Origin of the sequence: Corallococcus sp. AB018 (assembly GCF_003986945.1) — a bacterium.
Lineage (GTDB): Bacteria > Myxococcota > Myxococcia > Myxococcales > Myxococcaceae > Corallococcus > Corallococcus exiguus.
In genome coordinates this window covers 44,156-60,456 of record NZ_RAWR01000027.1, presented here as the reverse complement: position 1 = coordinate 60,456, position 16,301 = coordinate 44,156, and the positions used below count along the sequence as shown (strand labels likewise).

The following is a 16,301-nucleotide window of genomic DNA, read 5'->3' as shown; positions in this document are numbered from 1 at the left end:
CAGCAGGTGCCCGACCCCAACGCTCCACCCCCGACCCAGCAGGTCACCGTGGGCGAGAAGGACGTGGGGCCGCTGGAGCCCCACCAGTGCGTCACGCGCACCGTGACCGCCAACGCGCAGCTGCCCCCCGGGCAGCCCGGCACCGCCTTCTATCTGGGCGCCAGCATCGACACGGGGCAGTCCGTGACGGAGCTGGATGAGACGAACAACGGCTTCGTCCGCGGCCTGATGGGCGTGGGCCTGGGCCCGGACCTCGTGGTCTCCGAAGTGCACATGCCCGCGAGCGTCCGGCCGGGAACGCCCCTCCTCGCCGACGTGCGCGTCTGCAACGTGGGCACGGAGGAGTCGCCCTATTCCGAGGCGGAGCTCTACATCTCCACGCTGGACACCCTGAGCCTTCCCACGCCAGGCGCGCCGGTGGATGTCCAGGCGCCGATGGGCATCGTCCCCGTGCCGCCGCTGGAGGCGGGCCGCTGCTTCACGGTCCGGACGCAGGCGTTCCCGCAGAGTCCCCCGGCGGCCACCCAGCCCGGGCAGCCGCTGTACGTGGGCGCCATCATCGACCCGCGGCAGCAGCACCCCGAACTGCGCGAGGACAACAACACGCGCGTCGCGGGCCGGCTGAGCGTGGGCGACAAGGCCGACCTGGTGGTCACCGACATGACGGGGCCCACGAACATCGGCCCGGGGCACTCGTTCTCCGGATCCGTGACGGTGTGCAACGTGGGCACGGACCGGGCCATGGATGTACGCGCGGACGTGCTGCTGTCCACGGAGTCCCCGCTGCCTGCTTCGCAGCAGCCCGGCGCCCTGACGGAGTCCTTCGTCGGCCAGGCGCAGGCGCCGGGGTTGGATGCGGGACGGTGCGTCACGCTGCCGGTGTTCGGCGTCACATTCCCGCCCCCGGCCTTCCAGCATGGCGGTCCGCTGTACCTGGGCGCGCGCGTGGACGGGCTGCAGTACGTCCCGGAGCTGCGTGACGACAACAACACCTTCACGAAGGGCACCGTGCGCGAGGGCTATCGCCCCGACCTGGTGGTGCGGTCGCTGAAGGGCCCCACCAACCTCCCGGATTCCTATTCGTTCCCCGTCGAGGCGCAGGTCTGCAACGTGGGCACGGCCAACCTGTCTGGCTACGCCCACCTGGAGCTCTTCCTCTCCACGGAAGCCTCGGTGACGCTCGCGCCGTTGTATGGGCCCTACCCTACGCAGACCCAGGCCCCGGTGGGCGGAGCGGACGTGACCTACCTCCCCGCCGGCCAGTGCCAGACGGTGCAGGTGAACGCCTACCGCAACCTGCCCATGGAGGCGCAGCCGGGTCAGCCCCTGTACCTGGGCGCGGCCATCGACACGGTCCATAACGTCCAGGAGATGGACGAGGACAACAACACGTTCATCCAGGGACTGGTGGGCACGGGATCGGACGCGGACGTGGTGATCACCGACGTGCGCGCCCCCGCGGACCTCCAGGACGGCCAGCCCTTCAGCGCGACCTATACGGTCTGCAACCAGGGCACGGCCCCCGTGTATAGCTACGGGGTCTCGCTGTTCCTCTCCACGGAGACCGCGCCGCCCGTGTCGCGGCCGTATCCGGCGCCCCCCGTGTTCGCGGAGCTCCCGCGGGCCTACGCCTTCCAGGGCCGCGCCCAGGCCTACGCAATGCTGGCGGCCGGGCAGTGCACGACCCAGCGCTCCACGTTCCAGGCCTCGCGTCCGGTGGACTCGATGCTCTCGCCGTTCGAGCGGCCCCTGAACCTGAGCGCGGTCGTGGACATGCAGCAGTTCGAGCCGCGCGTGGACAACAACGGCTTCGCCGCGGGCATCGTCGGCGTGGGCAACGGGCCGGACCTCGTCATCACCGAGTTCCAGGGGCCCGCCAGCGTGCGGCCCGGGGAGACCTTCACCAGCAAGGTGAAGGTCTGCAACGTGGGCACGGGGCCGCTGAGTGGCGGCGCGCGCGTGGCGGTCTACTTGAGCGTGGACGACACGCTGCCGGCGCCGGATCCGCTGGCGTTCCCGCCCATGCCGATGGGCGGCCAGAGGTTCGTGGGTGACGCGTCCCTGCCGTCGCTGGGCGCGGGGGCCTGCACCACGCGGCAGATCTCCGGGTGGGCGGATGCACCGCCCGACGCGGTTCCGTTCCGCCCGCTGTACCTGGGGGCCGTCGTCAACCGGGAGGCGATGCCGCAGGAGCTGCGCTGGGACAACAACACCTACGTGGCGGGCGCCATTGGCGTGGGCTACGGGCCGGACCTGGTGGTCACCGCGGTGCAGGCACCCTCCACCGTCGCGCCCTGGGAGCCGTTCGCCGCCACCGTGCGCGTCTGCAACGTGGGCACCGACCCCGTGAACTCCACCGAGGTGGCGCTCGTCGTGTCCACGGAGGAGACCTGGAACCTGCCTCCGCCGGGCTCACCGCCGCCGTCCCCCAACGATCCCAACCAGTTCATGGCGGGGTACCTGAACGTCGCGCCGCTCGATGCCGGACAGTGCGTGAGCGCCATGGGGATGGTGTCCGTCGACCGGCCCTCGGGAGCGTCACCGGAGCAGCCCCTGTACCTGAGCGCCGTCGTGGATCCGTTCCAGGGCCGGACGGAGCTGCTCGAGGACAACAACGTCTTCGTGAAGGGGCGCCTGGGCGTGGGGTCGGGGGCCGACCTGATCATCACCGCGCTGACGGCGCCCGCCAGCATCCGGCACGGCCAGTCCTTCACCGCCACCGTCACCGTCTGCAACCAGGGCTCCCTGGCCTCGTGGGACAGCCTGCCGGTGACGCTGCAACTGCTGCCCCATCCCCAGCTGTCCCTGCCTCCGCAGGGCGGCGCGAACCAGGTGCCCCCCGATGAGTTCCTGGGCGAGCTCGTCATCCCCAATCTGGCCGGGCACACCTGCCTCACCCTGCCGGTGACCGGCAACTTCTACGGGTACACGAGCGCGGATCCGCTCACGTACTACGTGGGGGCCACCGTGGACCGGTACTGGATTGCCCCAGAGGTGCGTAAGGACAACAACACCTTCGTCGGGCCGCGCGTCGGCGTGGGGAACGCGCCGGACCTCGTCATCACCGCGATGGGCGGGCCGGAGAATCTCGAGCCTTATGGACAGGCCCAGGTCCCCGTCACCGTCTGCAACCAGGGCACTCAGCCCTCTTCCACCCAGACGGTGGAGTTCTTCCTCTCCACGTCGTCCACGCCGCCGGAGCTGACCTTCCCCGGTGGAGATCCGGCCTCCAGCGTGTCCCTGGCGGGAGCGGTGGAGATTCCGTCCCTCCCCGAGAACGCGTGCGTCACGCGCGAAGGCACCCTCAACGCCAATCCACCGGCGGATCCGGAAGCGCCCCTCTTCGTGGGGGCCTTCATTCGCGCAGGGTCTCCCAACGACGAACTGCGCACGGACAACAACGCCTTCGTGCGGGGCCGCATCGGCGTGGGGTACGGGCCGGACCTGGTCGTCACGGAAGTCACCGCGCCATTCGCCGTGCGCTGGGGCGAGATGTTCTCCACCACCGTGAAGGTCTGCAACCAGGGCACGCAGTCCTCGGGATGGAACAGCCAGGTGAAGCTCCTCCTCTCCACCCAGCCCACCCTGGCGTTCCCGGACGAGATGCCGTCCTCCTCCACCCAGGTGACCCTGGGCGATGTGGACGTGGACTCTCTGTCCGTGGGGCAATGCACGACGCGCCAGCTCTTCATCACCGCGGACACGCTGCCCGGCTACCAGGGCTCCGGGCTGTTCTACCTGGGCGCGCTGGTGGACTCGCAGCGGTCGGTGACGGAGCTGCGCGAGGACAACAACGCCTTCGTCGAGAACTTCCTCGCGGTGCTGCCGTAGCGCTTCCACGCCGCACGTAGGACACGCGGGCGTCGGCCGGGGTCTTCACGAGCCCCGGGCGGCGCCCGCCGCCGTTTCGCGCAGGCCTCAGCGGGCGGTGCCGCTCCACTCGCGGTACCACGCCACCAACCGGGCCACGCCCGCGTCCACGGACACGCGCGGCCTGAAGCCCGTCTCCGCCTCCAGCCGCGAGGTGTCCGCCCACGTGGAGACCATCTCCGCGGGCGCCGAAGGCACGGACGTCACGCGGGCCTTCGTGCCCCAGTGCCGCTCCAGCAGGCCCACGAAGTCCCCCAGCGCCACCGGCTCGCCGTGGCCCACGTTGAGAAGCCGGTGCGGCGGGCTCCCCGAGGGAGGCCGGTCCAGCACGCGCAGCACGGCCTCCGCCACGTCATCCACGAAGGTGAAGTCGCGCCGCATCCGCCCGTCGCCGTGCAGCCGCAGGGGCTCACCCTTCGCCAGCGCGCGCAGGAAGAGCAGCGGCGCCATGTCCGGGCGTCCCCACGGCCCGTACACCGTGAAGAAGCGCAGGCCGCTCGTGGGCAGCCGGTGCAGGTGGCTGTACGCGTGCGCCATCAACTCGTTGGCGCGCTTGGTGGCGCCGTAGAGGTTGAGCGGTTGATCCACGGGCGCGTCCTCGCGGAACGGAGCGGGCGTGGACGCGCCGTACACGGAGCTGGAGGACGCGTAGACCAGGTGCTGGACGCGCGCCTCGCGGCAGGCCTCCAGCACGCGCACGAAGCCCGTCACGTTGGTGTCCGCGTACGCCGGAGCCTCCGCGTCCGGGGCCCGCACGCCCACCCGCGCGGCCAGGTGCACCACGCCCTCCGGACGCGCGGCCGTGAACGCTTCAACCAGCCGGGCCGCGTCGGTGATGTCCCCGGACAGGAAGGTGAAGCCCTGCGCGCCGGACAGCCGCTGGAGGCGCGCGCGCCGCAGCGCCACGTCCCCAGGAGCCGCGTCCAGCGCGTCCAGGCCCACCACCGTGTCGCCCCGGGAGAGGAGCCGCTCGCAGACGTGGGCGCCGATGAAGCCCGCCGCGCCCGTCACCAGGACCCGCATGCCCCCCTCGTCACGCGCGAAGGAGGGACGACCACCGTCACGGCACCACCTGCACCGCGTCGATGACGGCCCGGCGCAGGAACGAGTTCCAGTCCGTCGCGGACTGGTAGGCGCTCACCACGGGCTGCGAGCGGAACGTGTCCGTCCAGAGCACCTGGCCGGTGGGGTCCACCATGCCCAGCCGCAGCACCACGTCCACCCGGCCCAGCACCGTCGCGCCGGACACGTCCAGCCAGTCCAGGATGACCACCACCGCGGCCTCGGCCTTGTTCTGCTGGACGAAGGAGGACACCTCGTCCGTGAGCGGCACCGGGGCCTGGGACTGGCGCGTGGCCACGACCTCGAAGCCGCGCGAGAGGAGCTCCGCCTCCGTCTGGCGGGCCAGCACCGTGCGCGGGTTGCTCTCCCCGATGATGTCCTGGCGGAACGTGCCCGTGGGCAGCACGTCCACGCGCGAGCCCGCCACCACCACCACCTTGCGGATGCTCCCCTCCGGGCGCACCTGCCGTGCGGCGCAGGCCGGAAGGACGAGGGACACGAGCAGCAGCGGGAGGAGTCGTGCGGGGCGCATGCCGTCACGCTAGGCCACAAGCGGCGGGGCCTCCACCCCGACCGCACCCGCCTACCCCTCAATCGAACAGCCCCTGCAGGTAGAAGTCCCCGTCCCGCCCGTCCCGGTACACCCAGGCGGGCCCCAGCCCCTCGAAGTGCACGCGGTAGTAGTCCCTCTGGTACGGGGTGTCCGTCCACCATTCGCCACCCAGTCGCTCCGGCCCCGCCATCGCCGTCACCCGGTGCCGCCGCCCCGCGATCCGCGCCGCCAGCATCTCCCCGGACGCCGTCACCTCCGCGTCCAGCCGGGCCGGCTGGGCCAGCAGCCGCGACGGCCGCTCCCGGGCGGCCCCCGCCTCGCGCCAGACGGTGATGGGCGCGGCAGACTCCGGCGCCGGAGCCAGCGGGCCCGACGGGGACAGCAGACCGCGCCGCGCCTCTGGAGGATGGAAGGCCCGGGGCGTATGCGCGGACTCCGGCCGGTGCACGGCCTCCAGGGACGCGGCGAACAGCGCCCCCTCGCCCAGCGTCGTCGCCAGCCGCGACAGCACGCCCTCCAGGGCCGCGTCCCCCTCCGGCGCGTCCCCCAGCGCCAGCTGCTGGCCCAGGTCCTCGTCGTGCGCGTCCACCCGCACGGAGACCTCCGCCACTGGCCGCTCCAGTCGCAATTCCCCCAGCCGGTGCCGAGCCAGGTCCAACAGCAGCTTCGCTTGCGCCGTGGGCCGCGCCAGCAGGAGCGGCACCTGGGCCTCGCCGGTGGGGTCCAGGCGCAGCACGAAGGTGAGCCGCACCGCCGCCCGCTGCCGCCCGGACAGCCGCGCGCCCAGCCTGTCGAGCAGCGTCTTGAGCGCGAACTGCACGGGTTCGAAGGTGTCCGCGGGCGCGTCCAACACCACCCGATCCTCCAGCGCCTCCTCCAACGGATCCGGCGTGAAGGGCGTGTCGTCCACGCCCCGGCACCGCGCATGGACCCGGGCCGCACCGGCGCCTCCTCGCGCCGTCACCGCCCCGGCCGGCAGCGCCGCCACCTCTCCCAACGTGGACAGCCCCAGGACGGTGAAGGCCTTCGCCGCCGAGTCCTCCAGCGCGCCCATCGGAAGGGGCGCCAGAGCTCGCGCGCCCTGCCCCTCCGGCACCACCGCCACCCGCTGGGAGCCATACCGCGCCAGCACTCGCGAGGTGAACGCCTCCGACGCCACCGTCACGTGCGCCCGGTAGCCCTGCTCGCCGCAGACCTCCAGCACGCGCGCGCCCAACTCCCGTTCGCCGCCCACCAGGTGCGCCGCGCTCGCGTCGAACCACAGCCCGTCCGGTGCGTCGCGCTGGAAGCCAGGACACAGGCCGAGCAGCGACTCCCCCAGCGCGGCCAGCGCCTGGGCCTCGTCCTTCAACCGGTACGGGAAGTTCCGCAGCTCGGGCTCCAACGCGGTGGCCGCCGTCAGCGTCATCCCCGTCCGCACGCCGGCCTTCAGCGCGCGCGTGGAGGCGAACACCACCCGGCGCTGGCCGCGCACCTCCTCCACCAGCACCAGCGGCTGGCCCGCGAGCGCGGGAGACTCAATGACCTTGCGCTGCACCGGGAAGCGCGTGACGTGCAGGTAGCCCCTCCGCATGGCCCACCCTCTCTCTCTTGTCAGCGGCCGGCCGGGGACAGCGCGCTCCCCAGCGAAGGCATGGGCGCGTCCCGGCCGGGGCGCTGACCCAGGATGCCCATGCCGTTGCGCACGCGGTCGGCGGGGTCCCGGTAGAAGTCCGGCCCCGCATCCCCTGACGCCTCCACGTCCGCGTCCAGCAGCCGCGCTCCGGCATCCAGCCCCACCTCCGGGTAGAGCTCCCGCCAGGGGCTCACGACGCGCGTCCCCACGCCTCCGCCCCGGCTGCGCTCCAATTCCACGGACCAGCCCTGGACGCCCCGGGCCTCCAGTCGCAGCCGCGCGAGACCGTCCGCGGGCGCCTCCGGCGACGTCAGCAGCAACACCAGCGTCCCGCCTCGCGCCGCCGCGTCCGCGAGCTTGCGCGCCTCCGTCAGGGCCAGCCGCTCCGGACGGCCCGGAGCGCCCACGCCGAGCGTCAGATCCACCACCACCGCCGTGAAGGCACCACTGCGCGCCAGCTGCACGGCGGCCCACACCCGCTGCGCGAAGGCCTGGGGCCGCACGACGAGCAGCCGCTCCAGGTCCACGCCCAGCGCCGCCGCCGCGGGGGGATAGAGCTCCTTCGGACCATCCACCCACGCGCACAAGCGCAGCTCCCGGTGCGCGGCCGCCACCGCTCGCAACGCCAGGCTGGTGCGCCCCGACGCCGCCTCGCCGCACAGCTCCACGGAGTGCCCCAACGGCAGGCCACCTTGAGGCAGCAGCGCGTCCACCGCGTCCACGCCCGTGCGCAGCACCGACAGCGCGCGACGGGGCGCCGCCTGCAACTGGCGGATCCGTTCGCGCAGCTCCTCCACCACCGCCAACCCCGACCGTTCGACCGCCGCGCCCATGTGGCCTCCTCGCCTCGCGCACCGCGCGCGCATGGGGCCAGTATCCGAAGCCCTCTGACACCCGAACAGGCTGCATTCCGAGCGCATCGGACCTGTCGCGTCGGGTGCTCCGCTCGACGGAAGGAGGCGGATCCGCGCGCATTCTTTTTTTGGCACCGGACATGACAGGTCACGTGCGGGCCCACGAAAAAGGGCCCCGCGTCCTTCGCGGGGCCCTTCGGGTGATGCGCGGCGGATCAGCCCCGGGCTATCCGGCGCACAGCACCTTCACCTCCACCTTCGTGTCGCCCACGCGCCGCAGGCACGGGCCCAGGAAGAAGATGCGCGCGGAGCGGTCGCCGCTGGGGGGCTCGTAGCGGAAGTCGCCGTTGCCCGCCGTGCACGTCTGCACGGATCCATCCGCGCGCGTGACGTTCACCACCGCGAGCCGCGGATCCGGCAGGTTCACCACGGCCACGCTCTGCGCCACCGTGGCCAGGTCCGCGATGTCCAGCAGCGTCTGCTGGTAGCTCGTCTTGCAGATGGAATCCAGGTTCGCCCGGGTCGCGTCGAACGCCTTCGCCATGTCGCTCTGCCGGTAGCCGGGCCCGTAGGACGTCGGGCAGTCGACGTTGCGCACGTAGGTGGTGCCGCTCGTCGTGTCCACGATCAGCTCCGCGCGCTTGTCCGTCACCGCCACCGGCCCGATGGTCGCCCACAGCACCTCGCGCGACGCGCCCTGGCTGTCACGCAGGCTCTGGAAGGCCTGGTAGTACTCCGACACCGGCGTCAGCTTGTCCCCCTGCTCCGTGCACGAGTCCACGGCCCGGTCCTCGCCCAGCGCCACCGGGGGCGGCCGCTGCGTGGAGCTGCAGTCCTCCTCGTCGGACACCACCACCACCAGCAGGCGGGCGTCGTCCCGCAGGAAGCCTCCGTTGCCCCCTTCCGCCAGGGGCTGGGTGGCCAGGGGCGAAGCGACCGCCAGCCGCACCGCCTCGAAGGGCGCCTCCTGACCGCTGCCGGAGGTTCCCTGGTCCACCAGCCGCTGGAACTTGGGCAGCAGCAGCGGATCCGAACCCTCGATGAAGCGCTCGGCGGTGGGCAGGTTCGCCTCGTCCCTCACCGGCCGCAGCCGGCCTTCCTGATCCGGGAAGGAGCGGATGACGTCCGCCCCGTCCGCGAAGCGCTGGCGCTGGTACACGGAGGTGGTGATGACCCCCACGCGGAAGTCCTGGGACACACCGTTGCCCTCCTTCAGCGCGGCCAGGAAGGCGGGCAGTTCCGTCGCGATGCCCTGCTGCTCCTCGCTCATGGATCCGGAGTTGTCGATGACGAAGAGGATGTCCGTCTTCTGGGGGGCCACCAACGGAGGGCTCGCCTCGCAGGTGTCCGGGACCGTGGAGCCGTCATCATCCACGGGGGAGTGGCATCCGAGCGCCAGGAGCGCGGACAGCGACATCAGGTGGGCGCAGGTGTGGAGCTTCACATCGTCCTCCAGTGCGGGGACGCGCGCTCGCGCACCGCATCAGGCGTGAGAGGGGGCAAGCATGCCCCACCCCTTCACCGGACGCGAGACTTCTGGGCCGTTACATAGAGGAGAGTCGTACAGCCGACGAGGCACGGAAATAACGCACATCGCGTTTGCCATGTCCCTTTTGGTTGTTACGTTGGTTCATCCGCCGCAGAAAACAACCGGATGGTTCACCGGCCCGGCCGCTTGCTGACCGGGTTCAAGCAAGGAAGAGGCCGAACTCCCATGTCTGACGAGAAGAAGAAGGGCACCGCGGCCAGCGCCATGCCCACCGCGATGGCCCCTCCGGGGCTCATCAACAAGGAAGACATTCCGCAGGTGCTGCCCATCCTGCCGCTCCGCAACAGTGTCTTCTTCCCCGGCGGTGTGCTGCCCCTGGCCGTCGGCCGCCAGAAGACGATTGCGCTGATCAAGGACGCCGTCCGTGACGACCAGGTCATCGGCGTCGTGACGCAGCGCCGCGCCGAGGAAGAGGATCCGGGCGCGTCCGACCTGTACACGATGGGCACCGTCGCCCGCATCGTGAAGCTCTTGAAGATGGGCGAGGACAACTACTCGCTCGTGGTCCAGGGCCTCGCGCGCTTCCGCGTGATGGAGCTGGTCCAGGAAGCGCCCTACCTGAAGGCCCGCGTCGACGCGGTCGAGGACAAGACCTCCTCCGAGAACGTCGAGGTCGAGGCCCTGGGCATCAACCTGAAGAAGCTGGCGCGCGAGGTCATCGAGCTGATGCCCGAGCTGCCCGCCGCCGCCACGGAGCTGGTGGAGAGCATCACGCACCCGGGCCACCTGGCGGACCTCATCGCCGCCAACGTGGACGTGCCCATCGAGGAGAAGCAGGCCGTGCTGGAGACGGTCGACCTCAAGGCGCGCATGAAGCTCGTCCTGGAGCTGCTCAACCGCAAGCGGGAGATCCTCAAGCTCTCCAACAAGATCGACTCCGCCGTGAAGGGCGAGATGTCGAAGACCCAGCGCGAGTACTACCTGCGCCAGCAGCTCAAGGCGATCAAGGAAGAGCTCGGCGAGATGGGCGAAGAGGAAGAGGAGCTGGACGAGCTCCAGGAGCGCCTGAAGAAGGCCGCCCTGCCCCCTGAGGTGGAGAAGGTCGCCCAGAAGGAGCTCAACCGCCTGAAGACGATCCCGGCGGCCTCCAGCGAGTACACCGTCGCGCGCACCTACCTGGACTGGATCGCGGACCTGCCGTGGTCGAAGATCAGCGAGGACAACCTCGACATCGAGAACGCGCGCCAGCAGCTGGACAAGGATCACTTCGGCATCAAGAAGGTGAAGAAGCGCATCCTGGAGTACCTGGCCGTCCGCAAGCTGAAGAACGACATGCGCGGGCCCATCCTGTGCCTCGTCGGTCCCCCGGGCGTCGGCAAGACGTCGCTGGGCCAGAGCGTGGCCAAGGCCACGGGCCGCAAGTTCGTGCGCCTCAGCTTGGGCGGCGTGCGTGACGAGGCCGAAATCCGTGGCCACCGCCGCACGTACGTGGGCGCGCTGCCGGGCCGCTTCATCCAGAGCATGAAGAAGGCCGGGACGAAGAACCCGGTCATGATGCTGGACGAAATCGACAAGCTGGGCGCGGACTTCCGCGGCGACCCGAGCGCGGCGCTGCTGGAGGTGCTGGACCCGGAGCAGAACAGCACGTTCAGCGACCACTACCTGGACGTGGCGTTCGACCTGTCGAAGGTCATGTTCGTCGCCACGGCGAACCAGCTGGATCCCATCCCCGGGCCGCTCCGCGACCGCATGGAGATCATCGAGCTGACGGGCTACACGTTCGAGGAGAAGCAGGCCATCGCCCGCATCCACCTCGTGCCGAAGCAGCTCAAGGAGCACGGCCTCAACGGGGACCACATCGAGGTGCAGGACGAGGCGCTGCTCATCCTGACCACGTCGTACACCCGCGAGGCGGGCGTGCGTAACCTGGAGCGCCGCATCGCGGACATCTGCCGCGCGGTGGCGGTGGAAGTGGCCGGCGGCAAGCTGGAGAAGCAGATCATCGGCTCGGAGCGCGTGAAGGAGATCCTCGGGCCCGAGATGTTCTACTCGGAGGTCGCGGAGCGCACGGAGGTTCCCGGTGTGGCGACGGGCCTCGCGTGGACCGCGGCGGGCGGCGACCTGCTCTTCATCGAAGCGACCAAGATGGCGGGCAAGGGTGGCATGACCCTGACCGGCCAGCTGGGCGACGTGATGAAGGAGTCCGCCACGGCGGCCCTGAGCTACCTGCGCAGCAAGGCGGAGGCGCTGGGCATCCCGTCCAACTTCCTGGAGAAGACGGACCTGCACCTGCACTTCCCCGCGGGCTCCATCCCCAAGGATGGTCCTTCGGCCGGCGTCACCATCCTGACCGCGCTTACCAGCCTGCTGACGGGCATCCGGGTGCGGCACGACACGGCGATGACGGGCGAGGCCACGCTGCGTGGCCTGGTGCTGCCGGTGGGCGGCATCAAGGAGAAGGTCCTGGCGGCGCACCGCGCGGGCATCAAGCGCGTCATCCTGCCGGAGCGTTGCCGCAAGGACCTGATCGACGTGCCGGATCAGGCGAAGAACGAGCTGGAGTTCATCTTCGCCACGAAGATGGACGAGGTCCTCAACGCCGCGCTGGAGACGTCTCCGTTCAAGGAGGGCGCCGCGATCGCCGCGCCCACCACGGACACGCCCCCGGCGGAAGTCCGGGCGTAACGAGGTCCAGGGTTTGAAGTGACGCGGGCAGGTTCCCTTCATCGGGGACCTGCCCGTCGTCTTTTTCATGCAGGGCATACACGAAGGAGCGGACCCATGAAGTACGCCAACCTGGGACACACCGGCCTGCGGGTCTCCCGCATCTGCCTGGGCTGCATGAGCTACGGCACCCCGAAGTGGCGCCCGTGGGTGCTGGACGAAGAGGCGGCGCAGCCCTTCTTCCGCCGCGCGGTGGAGCTGGGCGTCACCTTCTTCGACACCGCGAACATGTACTCGGACGGGGTCAGTGAAGAGGTGACGGGCCGCGCGCTGCGCAAGTACGCGAAGCTGGACGAGGTGGTGCTGGCCACGAAGGTCTACTTCTCCACGGGCAGCGGCCAGAACGAGCGCGGCCTGTCGCGCAAGGCGATCACCCAGGCGTGCGAGGCGAGCCTCAAGCGGCTGGGCGTGGACACCATCGACCTCTACCAAATCCACCGGATGGATCCGAACACGCCCATCGAGGAGACCCTGTCCGCGTTGGATCAGCTCGTGCGCCAGGGGAAGGTGCGCTACCTGGGCGCGAGCTCCGCGTACGCGTGGCAGTTCATGCGCGCGCTCAGCGTGTCCGAGCGCAACGGCTGGGCGCGCTTCGTGTCCATGCAGAACCACTACAACCTGGTCTACCGCGAGGAGGAGCGGGAGATGCTGCCCCTCTGCGAGGCGGAAGGCGTGGGCGTCATCCCGTGGTCGCCGCTGGCGCGAGGACTGCTCGCGGGTTCACGCAAGTCGCTGGACGACAAGGAGGCCACGACGCGCGCGGGCTCAGACACGCTGTCGCCCATCCTCTACAACCAGCCCGGGGACTGGGACGTGGTGGAGGCGGTGAAGCAGGTGGCGGAGGCGCGCAAGGCCCCGCCCGCGCAGGTGGCCCTGGCGTGGCTGCTGTCCAAGCCCGTCGTCACCGCGCCCATCATCGGCGCGACGAAGCCCGAGCACCTGGAGGACGCGGTGAAGGCCGTGAGCCTCAAGCTCACGCCGGAAGAAGTGAAGGCGCTGGAGGCCCCCTACAAGCCGCACGCGGTGCGCGGCCTGTAGGCGGTGCCAGGGCTGGACGCGCCTCAGCGCTCCTTCACGAGCGCGTCCACCTTCTTCTCCAGCGGCTTCACGTCCTCGAAGAACGAGTCCATGGAGTGCGCCGGGGCCACGCGCAGCACCGGCGGCAGGAGCGAGCGGGGGAACTCCAGCTCCTCACTGAAGGGCTCGTTGCCCAGCACCTCCGACGCGTTCGTGAGGATCAGCACGCCCACCGACGCGATGACGAGCCCGCGAACCACCCGCTTGCCGCTCCAGCGCGTCACGTAGCGCAGGTGCCAGTAGAGCCCCCACCCCACCAGTGCCAACACGGCCAGCATGCGCACGAAGCCCAGCCACGAGCCCAGCGAGAAGCTGAAGCTCACGAGCGCGAACAGGGGCGGTAGCAGCGAGAAGCCCAGCAGCACCAGGGCGGCGATGGTGGTGTGCACGCGGAAGTGGAAGCGCTTGCGCGCGATGCGGCTCGCCAGCGACCAGCCCCCGGCCCACAGGAGCGCCAGCCCCAGGGGCACCACCGCGGACATCAGCAGGTCGCCCCAGTCCGTCTTCCGGAACTGGGTCACCCGCTCGGAGATGAAGGACGTCACGACCAGCGCCTGCAGCGTGAACGCGAAGGCCCGGGGTCGCTCGATCAGACGCTCGCTGGGGGCTTCGGGGGCTTCGTTGACGACCGTGTCCTCCACCACGAAGGAGCGAGGCCGGAAGCGCAGCACCGTGTCCCCCACGGACACGCGCGCGTCCGGGGTGATGACCAGCTCCTTCAGTGGCGCCCACGGCTCCACGCTGAAGGTGCCGTTGACGCTGCCTACGTCATGGAGCACCACCGCGCCGTCCTCGCGCCGCTCCAGGCGCAGGTGTTCCGCGGAGACCTTCGGGTCGTCCAGGATGATGTCGTTGGCGTAGCCGCGCCCCACCGTCACCGGCAGCGTGTCCAGCCGGTGGCGGAACTGGACGGCATCCCCTTCCAGCACCTCCAGGAAGATCACTTCGCCCATGACAGACCCTCCAGGTAGCGGCGCGCCAGCTTGCGTGCGTTCTCCGCGGAGAAACCGCCCAGCGTGAGGCTGGTGTCCACGCCGTGCGTGGATGCGTTCAGCGTGGCCGCGCGCAGCACCAGATCATAGAGGCCCGGGAAGCGGCGGTAGGCGCGCATGCAGATGGCGGCGCGCACGGTGAGGCCGTTCACGTCCACGAACTCCGACTTGCAGCGGAAGTTGGTGACGTCCTCGCGAGTGGCGGCCACCGCGTCCGGGTCCTGCGAGAAGAGCGTGCTGTAGAGCGCGGAGAAGCGCATCGCGCCCAGCTTCTGGCTTTCCACGTGCTGGTGCAGGTAGGCCACCACGCCCGTGCGGTGGCTGGAGGACAGGAAGATGTCCTCCTCGGAGGAGCACTGGTAGCTCGTCACCGTGTAGGGAGTCTCCGGATCATGCGGCGTGTCGCCCCAGCACTTGAGGAAGGGGCTCCAGCGGCCGGGGACGCGGTACCCACCCAGCGACTGCTTCGGCAGGTCCGTGGCCATCAGCCGGTCGGTGATGCGCTGCTGGTTGGCCAGCAACTGGTCCTTCACGGACGTCATCAGCGCGGCCGGGTCCGGAGGCGCTTCCTGCTCCAGCGCCCGGTCGAGCAGCGCGCGCGCGCGGGCCACCGGCACCAGGAAGCCCACCTGGTTGCCCATGGTGGCCACGTTGACGCCCACGACGCCGCCTTCACCGCTGAGCGTGGGTCCGCCGCTCATGCCGGGGTTGATGGCGCCGGTGAAGTGCACGCGCTCGTAGAGGGCGTCGCGCACCAGGCCGTTGTAGGTGCCCTCCACGATGGTGGTGCCCAGGTCGCGCGGGTTGCCCATGGCGAACAGGCGCGTGCCCTGCGGCGGTTCGTGTTCCTCCAGCTTGAAGTAGTCGCTGACGGGCGTGTCCACCTGGATGACGGCCAGGTCGCTCGCCACGTCCACCGCGAGCAGGCGCACCGGCACCGTCGCGTCGCCGCGGTCCAGCTCCGCGGTGTAGTCCTCCGGGTGGAGCACCAGGTCGGAGACGACGTGGTAGTTCGTGAGGGCGTGGCCCTTCGCGCTCACGAAGAACGCGGAGCCGATGGAGGACTTCGTCCCGGAGCGGCGCTCGATGATGCGCACCTGCGAGACGCGGCCCTGGATGCGGCGGAACAGCTCGTGCGTGGCCGGAGGCAACGAGGCCACCGGCAGGGGCGGCACCACCACGTCCGCGATACCAGCGTCAGGCGCTGGAAGGGCCGGCGGGGTTGGAGACGCCGAGGGCGCCGGAGGAGCCACGGGCTCCTGCGAGAGCACGGCGACAAGAAGAAGGGAGAACATGGGCGGGCGGCACCGTATCCCACCGCGAGCCCCACCGGGGGACGCCTTGGCCCTCCTGTCAGGCCACGCTACGAAGTGGCCGGTCCCTCTCCCTGCCGGCGGCGGCGCCAGGCCGCGTACGACACCAGCAGGGCTCCGGCCAGGGTGCCCGCCAGCGCCCCCGCGAGCCGCCGGGAGACGACGCCTGTCACCGGGGCCTCCATGCGGAAGGTCTCCAGCGATGCGCGCACCCCGGGCGCCAGGGCATCCCAGCGGGCGGCGGGCGCGCTGACCGTCACCACGGCGTGGCGGCCTTCGGAGGCCAGCCCCGTCACCAGCACCGTGCGCACCTGCCCTGCTTCACGCAGCGTCCCCAGCACCTCCACCCGGGGCACGGGCCCACCCACGCGGTCCACCCGCTCCGGCGTCAGCGCCACGCCCAGCTCCCGTTGGAAGTGCTGGACCACGGCGGTGGAGAAGGAATCGCGCTCGGAAGGACTGGCGGAGAAGCCTCCGTCCACCACGGCGATGAGGAACGTGGCCGCGTCCGGGCCCTCTCCGTCCGACAGCGCCGCGGACAGGGCGCGCGTGCGCACGCCGTCCTCCGACACCGCGCCCACCTGCGAGCCGGTGTAGCGCTCCCAGCGCGCCATCCGGAACGTGTCTGGAGGCCGGAAGCTGTAGCCATCCCGTCGCAGCTCCGTGCCGAGCGCACCGGACAGCGACAACCACACACCGGTGAGGACGGGCAGGAGCACGGGCCCCGAGGATAACCCCGAAGCCCGCGCCAC

The 16,301-nt window shown here is 70.8% G+C and carries 11 protein-coding genes; 3 read left to right on the top strand and 8 right to left on the bottom strand.

Annotation, left to right across the window (positions count from 1 at the left end; translation table 11 throughout):
- Positions 1-3,831, top strand: a 3,831-nt coding sequence (locus tag D7Y11_RS08650; RefSeq protein ID WP_126933452.1) for a CARDB domain-containing protein, incomplete at its 5' end; no start/stop codon positions are given.
- 87 nt (positions 3,832-3,918) lie between these two features.
- Here the strand turns inward: D7Y11_RS08650 and D7Y11_RS08645 are convergent.
- The 5 genes from D7Y11_RS08645 to D7Y11_RS08625 all read right to left on the bottom strand — a co-directional run bounded on the left by D7Y11_RS08645 (position 3,919) and on the right by D7Y11_RS08625 (position 9,398).
- Complete coding sequence (locus D7Y11_RS08645; RefSeq protein WP_126933451.1) at positions 3,919-4,893, bottom strand: NAD-dependent epimerase/dehydratase family protein; 975 nt, start codon at positions 4,891-4,893, stop codon at positions 3,919-3,921.
- Between the two features lie 37 nt (positions 4,894-4,930).
- A complete protein-coding gene (locus D7Y11_RS08640; protein WP_120579563.1) occupies positions 4,931-5,464 on the bottom strand; it encodes a hypothetical protein in 534 nt (177 codons plus the stop codon).
- A 58-nt stretch (positions 5,465-5,522) separates the two neighbouring features.
- Positions 5,523-7,058, bottom strand: a complete 1,536-nt coding sequence (locus tag D7Y11_RS08635) for a DNA polymerase Y family protein (RefSeq protein ID WP_126933450.1) — start codon at positions 7,056-7,058, stop codon at positions 5,523-5,525.
- Positions 7,059-7,078: 20 nt separating this feature from the next.
- Positions 7,079-7,933: an ImuA family protein gene (locus D7Y11_RS08630; RefSeq protein WP_120575388.1), complete on the bottom strand. Its 855-nt coding sequence runs from the start codon at positions 7,931-7,933 to the stop codon at positions 7,079-7,081.
- Positions 7,934-8,180: 247 nt separating this feature from the next.
- Positions 8,181-9,398 carry a VWA domain-containing protein gene (locus D7Y11_RS08625; protein ID WP_126933449.1) on the bottom strand — a complete coding sequence of 406 codons (1,218 nt, stop codon included), beginning with the start codon at positions 9,396-9,398 and terminating at the stop codon, positions 8,181-8,183.
- Between the two features lie 270 nt (positions 9,399-9,668).
- Here D7Y11_RS08625 and lon point away from each other — a divergent pair, with 270 nt between their 5' ends.
- Both lon and D7Y11_RS08615 read left to right on the top strand, forming a co-directional pair.
- Positions 9,669-12,128, top strand: a complete 2,460-nt coding sequence (gene lon, locus D7Y11_RS08620; protein WP_126933448.1) for an endopeptidase La — start codon at positions 9,669-9,671, stop codon at positions 12,126-12,128.
- A 96-nt stretch (positions 12,129-12,224) separates the two neighbouring features.
- Positions 12,225-13,205, top strand: coding sequence for an aldo/keto reductase (locus tag D7Y11_RS08615; RefSeq protein WP_126933447.1), 981 nt, complete (start codon positions 12,225-12,227; stop codon positions 13,203-13,205).
- Positions 13,206-13,228: 23 nt separating this feature from the next.
- Here the strand turns inward: D7Y11_RS08615 and D7Y11_RS08610 are convergent, their stop codons facing one another.
- From D7Y11_RS08610 to D7Y11_RS08600, 3 genes are all read right to left on the bottom strand, one after another.
- Positions 13,229-14,197, bottom strand: coding sequence for an FHA domain-containing protein (locus tag D7Y11_RS08610; RefSeq protein ID WP_126933446.1), 969 nt, complete (start codon positions 14,195-14,197; stop codon positions 13,229-13,231).
- Positions 14,185-15,531 carry a serine protease gene (locus D7Y11_RS08605; protein WP_126933445.1) on the bottom strand — a complete coding sequence of 449 codons (1,347 nt, stop codon included), beginning with the start codon at positions 15,529-15,531 and terminating at the stop codon, positions 14,185-14,187. Before D7Y11_RS08605 ends, D7Y11_RS08610 begins: the two co-directional genes overlap by 13 nt.
- A gap of 68 nt (positions 15,532-15,599) precedes the next feature.
- Positions 15,600-16,268, bottom strand: a complete 669-nt coding sequence (locus D7Y11_RS08600; RefSeq protein WP_120575382.1) for a hypothetical protein — start codon at positions 16,266-16,268, stop codon at positions 15,600-15,602.
- Positions 16,269-16,301: the final 33 nt, after the last annotated feature.

Excerpts from the sequence above, each read along its gene's own strand:
- D7Y11_RS08645 (WP_126933451.1), bottom strand. The coding sequence starts at position 4,893 with ATGCGGGTCCTGGTGACGGGCGCGGCGGGCTTCATCGGCGCCCACGTC.
- D7Y11_RS08640 (WP_120579563.1), bottom strand. The coding sequence starts at position 5,464 with ATGCGCCCCGCACGACTCCTCCCGCTGCTGCTCGTGTCCCTCGTCCTT.
- D7Y11_RS08635 (WP_126933450.1), bottom strand. The coding sequence starts at position 7,058 with ATGCGGAGGGGCTACCTGCACGTCACGCGCTTCCCGGTGCAGCGCAAG.
- D7Y11_RS08630 (WP_120575388.1), bottom strand. The coding sequence starts at position 7,933 with ATGGGCGCGGCGGTCGAACGGTCGGGGTTGGCGGTGGTGGAGGAGCTG.
- lon (WP_126933448.1), top strand. The coding sequence starts at position 9,669 with ATGTCTGACGAGAAGAAGAAGGGCACCGCGGCCAGCGCCATGCCCACC.
- D7Y11_RS08615 (WP_126933447.1), top strand. The coding sequence starts at position 12,225 with ATGAAGTACGCCAACCTGGGACACACCGGCCTGCGGGTCTCCCGCATC.
- D7Y11_RS08610 (WP_126933446.1), bottom strand. The coding sequence starts at position 14,197 with ATGGGCGAAGTGATCTTCCTGGAGGTGCTGGAAGGGGATGCCGTCCAG.
- D7Y11_RS08605 (WP_126933445.1), bottom strand. The coding sequence starts at position 15,531 with ATGTTCTCCCTTCTTCTTGTCGCCGTGCTCTCGCAGGAGCCCGTGGCT.